The organism is Kosmotoga sp., from assembly GCF_982836095.1.
Map to the genome: position 1 here is coordinate 1 of NZ_CEYIHJ010000033.1, position 14,148 is coordinate 14,148.

A 14,148-nucleotide genomic window follows, 5' to 3' on the forward strand; every position below is an offset into this window, starting at 1 on the left:
CGAGTTGGGAAAGCCTTTTTTCGAGCTTCCTTATTTCTTCGGGTACGTATCCGGCTTGAAGTCTAACAAAAGACGCCGCTTCATCGATTAGGTCTATGGCCTTGTCCGGTAAATAACGGTCACTTATATATTTGACACTAAGATCCACAGCGGTTTCAAGGGCTTCATCATCTATTTTAACGTTGTGATGTTTTTCATAGCTTTCTTTGATTCCTTTCAATATTTCAAGGGCCTCTTCAGGTGTTGGCTCATTTACATATACTGGTTGGAATCTTCTCTCCAAAGCCCTGTCCTTTTCAATGTATTTACGGTATTCGTCTATTGTCGTTGCACCTATGCACTGAAGTTCTCCACGCGCAAGAGCTGGTTTCATAAGATTCGCAGCATCCATAGAACCTTCAGCACTACCTGCTCCAACTACGGTGTGAATTTCATCTATGAAGAGAATCACTTCTCCGGAGAGTTTACGCACCGAATCTATGATAGCTTTCATACGTTCCTCAAACTCTCCGCGAAATTTAGTACCAGCAACGACTCTACCCATATCCAGTACGAGAACACGGCGGTTTTTGAGGTACTCTGGCGTTTCACCATCGATGATGCGTTGTGCCAAGCCTTCCACAATCGCGGTTTTTCCCACACCAGGTTCCCCAACAAGGACAGGGTTGTTTTTTGTTTTTCGGCCTAATATCTGTATCACTCTCTTAATTTCATCTTCTCTGCCAATAACCGGCATGAGTTTGCCCTGTTTTGCGAGTTCAGTTAAATCTATGGTGAATCTTTTTAACGCACTTATGTTCTCATTTTCAGACGCTTCAGATTCTTTTCTCTCTTTTAAGAGGGCATTGTAAACCCTGTCAAGGTCAAGCCCGTATTTCACCAAAATTCTCGAGGCCACAGAAGATGTCTCTTTTACCATTGCCAGCAGCAGGTGTTCCGTACCAATTTTCTGGTCTTGCATTCTTTTAGCCTCGGATTTTGCAGTTTCTAAGATATGCCTTGAATCAGGGGTAAGGTATATTTGATTCCCTGCACCACCCGCATTTGAACCGTATCGTCCTATAACTTCCTCAACATCGCGTCTTAATGCACCTAGATCGACTTTCAAGTTCTTGAGAACTTCAACGGCAAGATTATCTCCATCTTCCAGGATTGAAAGCAATATATGCTCACTTCCAAGTTGATTTTGCCTATATCGCGTGAGTATATCTTGAACATCCATCAATATCTTTTTTGCCTTTTCTGTATATTCTTCGTAGTTCAACATAAGGTAGCACCTCCTTTTGGATCGAGTTACGAATATTTCGAGTTACGAGATTCGAGTTACGAGAATAAAAGAGCCGAGTTTCGAGTTACGAGAAGAAAAACATCTAAACCCCAACAACTAAACCCTAGACCCTGGTTCTAGATTCGAGTTGCGAGCATCGAGTAACGAGAGATTTGTTAGAAATTCATTGAATTGCACAGAACCCAAGACAGGTTTTTTCTCGTTTCTCACCACTTTAGATTCTCAGCTTTCAATAGCTGTTTTCTTTTGAAAAAGGGCGCCTTTTAGAGGCGCCCTTCTACGTTTTCACTAATTAGTCGATTTTTATTTCTACGGCTTCTTTTTTTGCCTCTTCTTTCTTGGGAAGCTCGATTTTTAAAACGCCGTTGTCATAGTTTGCTTTGACTTTTTTCGTGTCGATACTGTCAGGAAGTCTGAAGGCTCTGCTAAAGCTACCATAGCCTCTTTCCACAAGGTGGTAGTTTCTCGATTTTTCTTTCTTTTCGTACTTCTTTTCACCTGTTACGCTTAAGACGCCATCTTCAAGCTTTATCTTCAGGTCTCCTTTTTTGATTCCAGGCACTTCCATTTCGAGGAAGATGGCATCATCCGTTTCATAGACGTCAACGGCAGGTATGAAGTTTTCACGCTCTTCAGGTCTGATACTTAAACCTTTGAATGCATCGTCAAAGAGCCTGTCAATCTCCCTGTGGAGTTCTTCAAAAGGTTTAAAGATGTTGCTGAGTTCACTCCTTTTCGCTAACATGATCCCACCTCCCTTTAACTTTTTTGTTTATGTTCAATTCTGAGGATTGTCTTTTGGCGGTATGTATTCAGAACCACCATCACCCTGTCCAGGGTCTGACTGTCCTCCCTGGGTTGATGCACCCTGAGCCTGTTGATAAAGATGTTGTCCTATCTTCATACTCTCCTGCTGGAGCTTGTCAAAGAGTATCTTGACTCTTGCTATATCGTCTTTGTTAAGCGCTTCTCTCAGATCTTTAACAAGTGTTTCTAAATTGCCGCGATCCTCGGCAGGTATTTTGTCTCCACTCTCTTTCAGGAGCTTTTCAACTCTATATGCAAGTTCGTCAGCCTGGTTTTTGAGCTCGATTTCCTGTTTTTTCCTCTTGTCCTGTTCCTCATATTTTTTGGCATCTTCAACGATTTTCTTGATTTCGTCTTCTGATAATTTATTGCGTCCCGTAACTACCATTGATTGCTGCTTGTTGGTACCAAGGTCTTTGGCATGGACATTGACGATTCCGTCACTGTCAATATCAAAGGAGACTTCTATCTGTGGTACGCCTCTTGGAGCTGGAGCGATTCCCGTTAGCTTAAAGCTACCTAGGAAAATGTTGTCCTGAGCCATGGTTCTTTCGCCTTGATATACTCTGATTTCAACCTCTGTCTGACCATCTTCGGCGGTTGTAAATATCTTTGACTTTTTGATGGGAATTGTGGAGTTTCTCGTAATAATGGGTTCCAGGAGCCCTCCTTTAACTTCGACTCCAAGAGTAAGAGGTGTCACGTCAACAAGAACCAGGTCTTTGTCAAGGTTTCCCCCGAGTATAGCTGACTGTATTGCGGCTCCCACAGCAACGGCTTCATCTGGATTGACACTTTTATTTGGTTCCTTTCCAAAGATTCCCTTTATGAAATTCTGAACAAAGGGTATCCTTGTTGAACCTCCAACGAGAATTACTTCATCTACGTCATTGGGTGAAGCTTTGGCATCTTGCAAGACCCTTTCGACTTGTTCTCTGGTTGATTCTATAAGATCTCTGATCAGAGATTCGAAAGTTGACCTTGTTATTTTCATTTCGAGATGTAATGGGCCTTCAGTGGTTGCGGTTATAAAGGGCAAACTTACCTCTGTTTCGAATTTTGCTGATAACTCTATTTTGGCTCTTTCAGCGGCATCCTTAAGCCTCTGGAAAGCCTGTTTATCCTGCTTCAAATCCACACCGTGTTCTTTCCTGAATTTCTCCGCCATGTAATCAATAAGCTTCTGGTCAAAGTCATCACCACCAAGGTGGTTATTTCCGGCAGTTGCAAGGACTTCCACAACACCTTCGCCAATTTCCAGCAGAGATACATCAAAAGTACCGCCGCCAAGGTCGTAAACTATAACTTTTTTATCACCCTGGGATTTATCGAGTCCGTAAGCAACCGCTGCTGCGGTGGGCTCATTGATGATTCTCAGAACTTCAAGGCCTGCTATTATGCCCGCTTCTTTTGTTGCTTGTCTTTGTGCATCGTTGAAATAAGCAGGGCAGGTTATAACAGCTTTGGTAACCTTCCCACCAAGATAAGATTCGGCATCAGTCTTGAGCTTTTTCAATACATAAGCACTGATTTCTTGAGGAGTGTATTCTTTGTCGTCAATCTTGACCTTGTAATCAGAACCCATTTTTCTTTTTATGGAACGGATGGTTCTATCTGAGTTCAATATAGCCTGTCTTTTGGCAGGTTCCCCAACTATGATTTCCCCTGTTTTCGTGAAGGATACGATGGACGGTGTTGTCCTTGCGCCTTCAGCGTTTGGTATCACTTCGGGACTTCCATCATGTTTGACCCACGCAATAACAGAATTCGTTGTACCAAGGTCGATGCCCACGATGTATTCCTTTTCTGCCATTTTAATCCCTCCCGTTTCGGTTTTTGCACCTTCCGTTTGAAATTATAATTTTGTCAAGAGGCTTTGTCAACACCCATGTAGAATAATTACATATGCTAATATTCGTGTTGTATAAATGGTTTTAGTGATATAAATAATATTGTATATAAATTTTATAGCTTTCATAATATAAGACTGCTAATTAAGGGCAAGAATTTGTATGAAGATTTGTATAAAAAGCGTAAGAGAAAATTGTATCCGTGATGGTATTTTTGGGTGGAGGTGATAATGTGACAAGGCTCATCGAGAAGCTTTTCCCAAAAGAAAGCCCTTTAAAATTGCTAAGAGAGCATTCTGACATTGTTCTTGAAGCTGCTGCATATCTTCCGAAAGCCATGAAAGATTACTTTAGCGGCGGAAATGTAGAAAAGTTTTCCTACGAAGTAGAAAAGCTGGAAAAGCAGGCAGATTTACTGAAAACCAAATTACGCGGGAGTTATGAAAAGTTCAGATTCGCTTTTTTTGACAGAGCGGATATCATGGCTATTCTCCACAAGCAAGATTCTGTGATTGATAAGGTCGATGATGCTCTCAAGATCCTTAGAATGAATCGCGTTGAAGCAATTGAGAAGACGGATATTCCCCGGTTGTTCACAGATTTATGCGCTTCCGTATATGACTCAGTAAAGCTAATGCATGAACTGATTCATACTCTCACCAAGGTTGTTGAAAGTGCTTTTTCCCCGGAAGAGGTCAAAAAGGAATATGGAGATATTGATATACTTGAAAACCTCGAGTTCAAAAGCGACACGGAATCTGTTCACATCGGCGAAATTCTCTTTTCACTGAAAAAAGAGTTAAACCCGGTGGATATATTCTATCTGGTGAATCTTGCAATCACAATTTCAAACATCGCCGATAACACCGAAAATGTTGCTGAGTCAATTGCAATGCTTCTGAAGATGGAATAAGGAGTGATTTGATGATTCTGATATTATCTGCCGCACTTGGATTGGCACTTGCAATGGCTATTGGTGGCAATGACGTTGCAAATTCCATGGCCACGGCTGTCGGTGCAAAGGCAATCACTGTCAAGCAAGCTGTTATGATTGCTGCCGTTCTGGAATTCAGTGGTGCTTTTTTCTTTGGTGCTCATGTCACTTCCACTATAACAAAGGGCATTCTAAATCCCTCAATTATTTCTTCCGACAAAACGCTTATGTACGGTGCTCTTTCAGCCCTGATAGGTGCTTTTATCTGGTTGGCCATCGCGACTTTGAAAGGCTGGCCGGTGTCCACAACTCACTCCATAGTTGGTGGAATGGTTGGATTTGGTATAGTGGCTGGTGGTCTGGGTGCTGTTAACTGGGCAAAAATGCTCATGATAGTGTCAAGCTGGTTCATCTCCCCTTTCGTCGGAGGGCTACTTGCCTTTGTCGTCTTCAAGCTCATCGCGTTTTCCATACTTCGGAGGAAAAGTCCTATAACTGCCACCAAACACTACGCACCCTTATATATAGCGGGTACGTTATTCATCATTTCATTCCTTTTCTCTATAAAGACGTTAAAATTAGGAACTTATAGCTCTCTGCTTGTGGGTGGTGTATTTTTTACCCTTGGTTTCCTGGTAAGCTTTCTCCTTGTTGCTAAATATGCGAGAAAAAATCAACATGAACCTTATGAAATTGTCGAAGGGACTTTTAGAAAAATGCAAGTGCTTACTTCGTGCTATGTGTCTTTTGCCCACGGCGCAAATGATGTAGCAAACGCTGTAGGACCTTTAGCAGTTGTGTATATTGCCCTCACAGCAGGAGGCATTGGCAGTCATGTAGAAGTTCCTTCCTGGATGCTTGCCATAGGTGGCTTCGGTATAGCCCTTGGTGTAGGAATATGGGGTAAGAAAGTGATGGATACTGTGGGAACCCGTATCACAACTTTGAATAACACCAGAGGTTTCAGCATTGATTTTGCAGCGGCTACCACTGTTTTGCTTTCTTCGTTCTTTGGAATGCCCGTTTCCACAACGCACACTGTTGTAGGGGCAGTCACCGGCGTTGGACTTGCCCACGGGCTCGAAGGTGTCAATAGAGGTGTTCTCAAAAACATTCTCTGGGCATGGTTTGTAACAGTCCCGGTATCTGGAATTATTTCTGGCTTGCTTTTCATGCTATTCATATAAGTGGTAATACTAGGTACTGTCCGGAGCTTTTCCCGGTCAGTACCAATTGTTTTTTGTAAGTAAATAATTCAACTTTTCCCGAGTTCATTCTGGATAGAGCAGAACGAAGGCGATGGGGATCAACCCCTGCAGCAAAATTCTCAAAAGGTGTCTTGAGTATGACTTTTTCATATCGGAAAGTTCCTGTTTTTAGCATGAATTTGATGCTCCCATGGTCTGAAAGTATCAGGACCTTCATACCTCTCGATACAAGTTTTGCTAACTTTCGCACAGAGAATAATAGCTGACTTTTTTCCATAACGATTTTCTCTTTGATTTCGGGAAGTTTAGGTACTTCGTCGAATAATTTTTCGCGGTCGCAGCAAATTGAAAACAGTAAAGGTCCCACTTTAATCCCAAGATCCTCAATGCCCTCCCCAAAGTTTAATTCTTCGATTTTTATAAGATCCAGGGTTTTTACAAGATGGCGGGTAGTGACATACGGAATATGTGCTTGAAGGTTCCTTGAAAGCGGGACATTCAAATAATTAAGCGCAGTCATGTTATGAGAAGACGAAATGATGCTCACAAGGCTATTATTAAATACAAAACTTACGTTATCCCCTTCATCATTAATTGCAGAGGAAAAATTCAGAGCATTTTTAAAGAGGTTCTTTTTCACTGAAAAAATATTCTCGAACTTTCTCTCCATTCTGGGAATACCATCAATCCAGGCTTTTTCAATCAACAGCTTTTCTCCACCCAGAAAAATAGACAAAGTTGCTTCATTCCCGGTAATTATTATGCTCGCATCGTCCTTAAGCTGCTCTTTAAGCGCTCTCGCATGATCCAGGGGGATAATATAAGATCCCTTAAACGGGGCACAATCTTTTTTCAAAGGGATTTCCAGTTTTCCACAACCATCTGTTATAAAAGCTCTCAAGCCCTTCCAGTAATACAACCTTAAGAATCGATAACCGGGCTCTACTGACCCTGCAAATTTTTCTGAAAGTTCAAGGAGCTTTCTGTACTCAATGGCGGTGAGTTCAATTCTCATAGCAAACCTCAAAAAAGTGTGATTTGTTCTTTTTCCGGAAGTCCCTTTAAGGCACCGTACTTCCTAAGGACTTCCACAGTGGTTTTGTTCAGCGCTGTTCTTCTGATCAAGTCTTCAATGGAAGAAAAAGGTTTTTTCTTCCGTTCTTTGATAATCGATATGGCTGCTTTTGTACCAAGGTTCTTAATCCTGTTAAAAGGTATCCTGAGCGCTTTTTCTTCTATTATGAATTTCGTTGCATCTGATTTCTCAAGATCAACAGGCAAGAAGTTATATCCCCTGAGTTTCATTTCTAGAATTACTTCCAGTAATGTTTCTTTTGAACGGTCTTTTACATTTTTATCCGGGTTTCCTTTAAGACTTGCTATTTCTTTTTTTATGCTGTGTATATCGCTGAGGGCAAGTTCAACATCGAATTCTCCACCCTTCACAGTGAAATAGGTCGAATAAAATGCCAGTGGATGATGAACTTTGTAGTAAGCTACCCTAAAGGCCATGCTCACATATGCAACTGCATGAGCTTTTGGGAAGAGATACTTAATTCTTTTACAAGACTCCACAAACCAGTTGGGAACAGCTTTTTCGCGCATTAACTGCTCTTCTTCAGCATCTATGCCTTTCCCTTTTCTCACTTTTTCCATTATTTTGAAGGCTTTTAACGGTTCTATGCCTTTCTGGATCAGGTAATTCATGATGTCATCACGACAGGCGATGACTTCTCCAAGAGTGGCCTTTCTTGAAGCAATCCAGTTGCGAGCGTTATTAAGCCAGACATCCGTTCCATGCGATAACCCTGATATCCTTACGAGTTCTCCAAAACTCTTAGGGTGTGTCTCTTGAAGCATCCCTCGGACAAATTGTGTTCCGAACTCAGGAATTCCCAACGTACCAACATTAGTTCCCAGATCTTCAGGCCTGATGCCCAATGCTTTGGTTGATGAGAAAATGGAAATTGTACTCTTGTCACCCATGGGAACAGTTGTAGGATCCATCCCTGTTATGTCTTTAAGATATTTTATAAATGTAGGATCGTCATGGCCCAGTGCATCGATTTTAACCAGATCATCGTGTATGACTTCGTAGGCAAAATGTGTTGTCCTTGTCCTTGATTTAGTATCATTCGCAGGATACTGTACAGGCGTGAATTCGTGGACATCACGGTCTTTGGGAACGATCATAAGCCCCCCTGGATGTTGCCCGGTTGTTCGTTTTACCCCTGTAATACCAGCTACTAAACGATCTATTTCAGCGTTGCGTAAGCGCTTACCCGTCTTTTCTATGTAAGCCCTCACAAAACCGTAAGCCGTTCTCTCTGCAATTGTGCTAATGGTTCCGGCTCTGTATACATGTTCCCTTCCAAAGAGTTTTTCTAAATAGGCATGGGCTCGTTCCTGATATTCTCCCGAGAAATTCAAGTCAATATCCGGGACTTTATCACCCTTAAAGCCCAAGAAAGTTTCAAAGGGAATGTTTTGCCCATTCTTCGCCATTTTAGTCCCACAATTTGGACAAACTTTATCTTTGAGGTCATATCCGGATTCTACGCTGCCATCGAGCACGAATTCTGAATGGTTACAGCTAGGACACACGTAATGTGGAGGAAGCGGATTGACCTCAGTTATTCCCATCATCGTTGCAACCAATGAACTTCCAACCGACCCTCTCGAACCCACTACATATCCGTCGTCATTCGACTTCTTTACCATCCTTTGAGCTATTAGATACAAAACCGCATATCCATGGTCAATTATTGCGTGTAATTCTTTTTCAAGCCTGGCTTTTACAATTTTTGGAAGCGGTTCACCGTAAATTTCTTTAGCTCTTTTCATGGTGATTTCACGAACCTGCTCATCAGCACCTTCAATGATAGGAGGATGCAACTTTCCTTCAACAGGAACTATTTCTTCTATTTCGTTGGCTATACGATTGGTATTTACTACAACTATTTCCTGGGCGATTTTTTCATTATCGAATATCTCCATGGCCGCCTTTAGCATTTCTTCGGTGGTCCTCAAATGTAACGCAGGTTGCTTATCGAAGTTCTCCTGATCTTGAGCTGCTTGTATGGCAGCCCTGAAAATATTGTGGTGCGGTTCAAGAAAGTGTACATCACCTGTCATTACCACAGGGATATTAAGTCTTCGGCCTATTTTGTAGAATTCTCTGTACATGGTTTTCAACGTGTCCCTTGAAATTTGTCTGTCATTCTCTTCAACAACGTCAAGAGGCATGATTTCTATATAATCAAAGAATTTTGCTATTTCTTCCAGCTCCTGAGTGTTAGCACCATTTATATAAGCGCGGGAAAGCTCGCCCGAAACACAGGCAGAACCAATTAAGAGTCCATCTCGATGTTCGTTCAGCAAGCTCTTTGGAATCCGTGGCTTTCCATGAAAGTAGTGTGTGTGGGATTCGGTTACCAAAATATAGAGGTTCCTCAAGCCTGTTTTGTTCTTTGCCAATATTGAAACATGCTGAGGTCTCAAACTGGAAATGTTTATATTTTTTCTTAAGGTTTCCAGTTCCGAAATTTTTTTTATACCTCTTTTGTCCACCATACTCATGAACTTCCTGAAAACTTCTGCCGTGACCCGGGCATCTTCTGCCGCTCTGTGGTGATTGAAGTTTCCCAACTTGAGATGTTTTACCACATTATCCAGTGAATAACTTCTCGACTTCAGCAGGCTTTTCGAGAGGGCAAGTGTATCTATATACGGTGATTCCCATTCTTTTCCAAAGAGTTCTTTGACAGCACTTCTGACAAATCTGTAATCAAAGGTAGCGTTATGCGCTACCAATATGCAGCCTTCACTAAATTTGAGAAAAGAAGTTAGCACTTCTTCCAGCCCAGGAGCTTCAGCAAGCATTTCATTGCTGATACCGGTGATTTCAAAGGTCTCGGATGTGATTTTCCTCTTGGGTTTTACTAGAGAACTGAAACTATCTATTATCTCCGTTCCTTTTAATTTCACCGCGCCGAATTCTATGATTTCATCAGAAACTGGATTTAAACCGGTGGTTTCGAGATCAAAAACTACGTATGTTTGGTTGGATAATTCTCCGTCGTGATCTCCAAGATTGCTTACGATCGCTTCCAGGTCGTTTATCATATAACCTTCCATACCAAAGATGGGTTTGATTCCCGCTTTTTTTGCAGCAAAATAAAATTCTGGAATGCTTTGAACTACTCCGTGATCTGTCAGGGCAACCGCAGTATGACCCCATTTCTTTAGCGTCTTGAAAAGCTCACTTGTTTCCACTACTGAATCAAGTGCGCTCATTTTTGTATGTAAATGGAGTTCTACTCTTTTCTCTGCAGCTTTATCCAGGCGCTCTGGAAGCTTGAAAGAATTTAGATCATGAACAGTCAGTACCTCCTCATGCCTTCTGGAATCGTATTCCAATTTTCCCCTAACAAGAATGCCTTTTCCATTTGAAAGAATTGAGGCTACCTCTTCGGCTTTTTTTCCTATGACCTTGCAAGAAAGGGAATCTGTAAAATCAGTTACTTTAAAAGTGAGAACAGCTATTTTTCCTTTCCAGAGATCCATTCCAAATACCTGGCCTGCTATAACTACGGAGCTTTCATTTCCCACAACATCGCCGATCTTTTGTGGTGCGGTCTTTATTTTCCTCCCCATCAGTACAGCTGGAACCTTTTTCTTTTCAGCCTTTTGAGGTGTATCTGTATTTCTTTCAATCATTCCATTTTCCCGTTGAGGGGAATATGGAAGTTCTTTTTCACTGTTTTCATGTATTTCTTCGGTCTTTAAAATTACTTCGTGTGGAACAGCTTTTCCTATTGTCTTTTGCAGGGCTTTAGCAAGTTCTCGCTTTTTGGAGATGATTCTTTGTTTCGCGAAAGCACTATTAACAACAATCGAAACTTTTGTTCCATCATATTCTATAGAGGCTTTTTCGAGGTATGAAGAAAGGCCGTTTACATATTTAAAGAGTTCGTTCTTATTCAAATATGTCTTAGTTTCTTGTATCGTATCCATATCATTATTGTCGCCAACCTTCTTGGCAGACTGTTCATTGGCTTCTAAAAAGATAAATTTTATCCTGGATTTTAACTGATTTGAAGCGATGAGTGTAAAACGCTTCAAAAGAAAGTCTTTCATATCCTCCGAAACTCTGGAATCGAAGACAATTGTCAATTCTCTTTTACCAGGGTTGACAACCACACTGGATAAGTTCAGAGAGGAAAAAGCTTCATCAGGATAAAAACCCATGATCCTTTCAATTAATTTTGACGCGTTGAGATCTACATTTTTAAATCTGAATTTCATTTACTACGTGCACCTCCAGGAAAAGAACGAGAAAGAAAATGACACCAGGCAATAGCAAGTGCATCTGCTGCATCGTCGGGTTTTGGCGTTTCATTCATTCTCAAAAATTTCATCATCACCCGCTGTATTTGACCCTTTTCAGAACGACCATATCCAGTGACCGCTTGTTTTACCTGATGAGGTGTATATTCGAAAATGGGCAGCCCTTTTTCTCTTAATGTAAGTAAAATTACTCCACGAGCTTCTCCAACCTGAATGGCCGTTGTGACATTTCTGAAAAAAAACAACTCTTCGACAGCAGCTTCGGAAGGTGAATGCGCATCTATTATCTTCTTGAGTTCCAGATAAATTTTTAACAAGCGATCTGGAATAGGCTCTCGGGGTTTTGTGTAAATGGCACCATAATCAATGAGCTCAACATGAGAAGCAACTACATCGATTATTCCATAACCAAGAGTACCAAAGCCTGGGTCAATTCCAAGAATTCTGATGGCTCCTCTTTGCAAAACCACACCTCCGATTTTATGATTTTAATGCCACCCATTGAGTGAAGGCTATGGAACATAGAACCCATGACTCACATGAGCCTTTGACAAGGTCAAACCATCAACAAAAGCCTATTTGAGAGTGTCGATAACTATTAACAAAGTTTCGTTTCAGCAACAAATTCTCTCAATGTTTCGTTATAAATGCGAAGAAATTCGCTATGGCCTAATAACACCAGAGACCAGAGAAATTTACAATAGAAAACCGCAGCATTCATAAAAGTAAGTTGAATTCAGATTCAACCCTTTTGCTGTATCTATAGTGGGCTTGATCGGTTGCACTATGGCATCAAAGCCCGAAGATAATGCAAGGTTCTGAAGTTTTCTTCTGTAACCTCCACCGGGATGCATACAACCGAGAATCTTCCTAAAACCACCCGCTTCCTTAAAAACGAGCTCAACATCTTTTATCTCTGGTGGAGATTTTTTCGCATATGCGGTGCCAACAGTCGGAATAAAAACAAGAAAGACAACCTTTCTCATTTTCGCCTTTTCAAGCAACTCCAGAGCTTTGAATTCGTGCGAAAGCACGCCTTCTTTAAGCCCAATGGTGATGTGGGGAATAATTTTTATATCATTCTCTATGAGCAAGTTAAAGCTTTTCACAGAAGCACAAAAAAGGTCTTCACCATAAACTTCCTTCATGACTTCAGCATCTCCAACGATATCAAAGGAAACTATATCTGCCAGTTCTTTTAGCAAAGGAATATCTTCACTTTTCACCACAGGCCCAACATGAAAATTGTACTTCACAGGATAATCCCTTTTTATCTTCAAAAGGAACTCAGCGTGGTCTTTCCAAGGAACAGCAGCCTCCCCGTTTAATCCTCCGCTGATCAAAAAACTCTTCTTGCCAGCGTTTAGAAGTTGTGGAATTTCTGCCACCATACCCATGCCTCGAAGATAGTGCCCTCCACAATGCTTACAATTCAGCGCACATACTAATCCACTGGTACTGATAGACCTTGTCGAGGAAGGGAATACAAAGGTGAAATCACGCATTGAGATTTTCACCCTTCAAGAATTTCTCGTAGGCGCTTTTAGCTGCTTGCTGTTCAGCTCTTTTTTTTGTTTTGCCCTCACCATAACCGAGAAGTTTTCCATCAAGATATACTTCAACAAAAAATGTTTCGTTTTCCTGTTTTCCTTTTAATCGGTATTCCGGGCGTACCCCGAAGTTCTTTTGTGTGTATTCCTGGAGTCTTGTCTTGTAATCCATCACAAGTTCACCGCTCAAAGCCTGATTGATATATTTTTTCAACACTTTTTCAGCAAAATTCCTTGCTTCTTCCAGCCCTTTAGACAAATATATTGCGGCAAGAACAGCCTCAAAGGCATCGGCAAGCAAAGAGTCTTTTGTCCTGCCGCCCGAATTTTCTTCGCCTTTTCCAAGCAGCAGAAAATCACCCAGCTTTATTTCTCTTGCCACAACTGAAAGAATGATTTCACTTGCAACTGTCGAGCGAATTTTAGACATTTCCCCCTCGTTTAGCGAATATTCTGTGTAAAGAATTTCAGCTAGCACAAAATCAAGGATAGCGTCTCCAAGAAACTCGAGCCTTTCATTGGACTCTAAATTCAAAGCTGTATTTTCATTTGCAAAGGAAGAATGACACAGAGCTCTTAGCATGAGCTCTGTATCCACACCTTCTACGCCTAAAGTCCCTATGAATTTCTTTGCCCTCTTTAACGCCTCTTCCATTTTTAGACTTCTCTTATCCTTTTGGCTATGGACTCTGCATCAAGACCAGCTAACTTATAAAGAAAGTCTTTACTTCCGGATACCGCGTATTCGCTGACCCCGATCTTGACGAATTTTTTCGGTAGAAAGCCTGCAACGGTAAAATACTCTGCTAAAATGCTACCAAGCCCACTTTTTACATTATGATCCTCTATGGTGAGAACCTTTCCTTTAAGATACTCTTTTACAGATCCAAAAGAAGCATGAAGCGGGCAACTTACACCAAGAACAGATATTTCGATGCCCTCTTCTCTGAGCTTATCAGCAGCTTTTATGGCTTCAGAAACAACCTGACCGGTAGCGACTACGGTAGCATCTTCACCAGTTCTTATAACGTCCACTTTTCCATACTCAAATTCATATTCTTCACCAAAGAAGGGTTCCCCATTTAATCCTGTAATGGGGCTAATCTTTGAGCGTCCAAGAGCAATTACAAAATTGCCTTTTTCTTTCGCTGCGAATCGCACA

General features: G+C 41.4%; 11 protein-coding genes. 2 read left to right on the forward strand and 9 right to left on the reverse strand.

Annotated features, from left to right (window positions below):
* From AC3LHT_RS03715 to dnaK, 3 genes are all read right to left on the reverse strand, one after another.
* Positions 1-1,267, reverse strand: a 1,267-nt coding sequence (locus tag AC3LHT_RS03715) for a Clp protease N-terminal domain-containing protein (RefSeq protein WP_488662023.1), incomplete at its 3' end; no start/stop codon positions are given.
* A gap of 313 nt (positions 1,268-1,580) precedes the next feature.
* On the reverse strand, positions 1,581-2,033 hold the full coding sequence (locus AC3LHT_RS03720) for an Hsp20/alpha crystallin family protein (RefSeq protein WP_290646696.1): 453 nt from the start codon (positions 2,031-2,033) through the stop codon (positions 1,581-1,583).
* A 33-nt stretch (positions 2,034-2,066) separates the two neighbouring features.
* Entirely contained in the window at positions 2,067-3,908 is a 1,842-nt protein-coding gene (gene dnaK, locus AC3LHT_RS03725; RefSeq protein WP_488662024.1) for a molecular chaperone DnaK, read from the reverse strand.
* Positions 3,909-4,177: 269 nt separating this feature from the next.
* Here dnaK and AC3LHT_RS03730 point away from each other — a divergent pair, with 269 nt between their 5' ends.
* Both AC3LHT_RS03730 and AC3LHT_RS03735 read left to right on the forward strand, forming a co-directional pair.
* Positions 4,178-4,858: a DUF47 domain-containing protein gene (locus AC3LHT_RS03730; RefSeq protein WP_290666014.1), complete on the forward strand. Its 681-nt coding sequence runs from the start codon at positions 4,178-4,180 to the stop codon at positions 4,856-4,858.
* A gap of 11 nt (positions 4,859-4,869) precedes the next feature.
* Positions 4,870-6,066, forward strand: coding sequence for an inorganic phosphate transporter (locus AC3LHT_RS03735; protein WP_290646690.1), 1,197 nt, complete (start codon positions 4,870-4,872; stop codon positions 6,064-6,066).
* Here the strand turns inward: AC3LHT_RS03735 and AC3LHT_RS03740 are convergent.
* From AC3LHT_RS03740 to AC3LHT_RS03765, 6 genes are all read right to left on the reverse strand, one after another.
* The gene (locus AC3LHT_RS03740; RefSeq protein WP_488662025.1) at positions 6,059-7,102 is read right to left on the reverse strand and encodes a hypothetical protein; all 1,044 of its coding nucleotides are present in this window, start codon (positions 7,100-7,102) and stop codon (positions 6,059-6,061) included. The genes AC3LHT_RS03735 and AC3LHT_RS03740 overlap by 8 nt on opposite strands.
* Positions 7,103-7,110: 8 nt before the next feature.
* A complete protein-coding gene (locus tag AC3LHT_RS03745) occupies positions 7,111-11,394 on the reverse strand; it encodes a PolC-type DNA polymerase III (protein WP_488662026.1) in 4,284 nt (1,427 codons plus the stop codon).
* A complete protein-coding gene (gene ruvC, locus AC3LHT_RS03750; protein WP_290646684.1) occupies positions 11,391-11,900 on the reverse strand; it encodes a crossover junction endodeoxyribonuclease RuvC in 510 nt (169 codons plus the stop codon). Before ruvC ends, AC3LHT_RS03745 begins: the two co-directional genes overlap by 4 nt.
* Positions 11,901-12,131: 231 nt before the next feature.
* Complete coding sequence (gene lipS1, locus AC3LHT_RS03755; RefSeq protein ID WP_488662027.1) at positions 12,132-12,941, reverse strand: LipS1 family lipoyl synthase; 810 nt, start codon at positions 12,939-12,941, stop codon at positions 12,132-12,134.
* Complete coding sequence (gene rnc, locus AC3LHT_RS03760) at positions 12,934-13,641, reverse strand: ribonuclease III (RefSeq protein ID WP_290646681.1); 708 nt, start codon at positions 13,639-13,641, stop codon at positions 12,934-12,936. The genes lipS1 and rnc overlap by 8 nt, the downstream gene beginning before the upstream one ends.
* Before the next feature lie 2 nt (positions 13,642-13,643).
* The coding region (locus AC3LHT_RS03765) for a transketolase C-terminal domain-containing protein (protein ID WP_488662028.1) at positions 13,644-14,148 on the reverse strand (505 nt) is incomplete at its 5' end.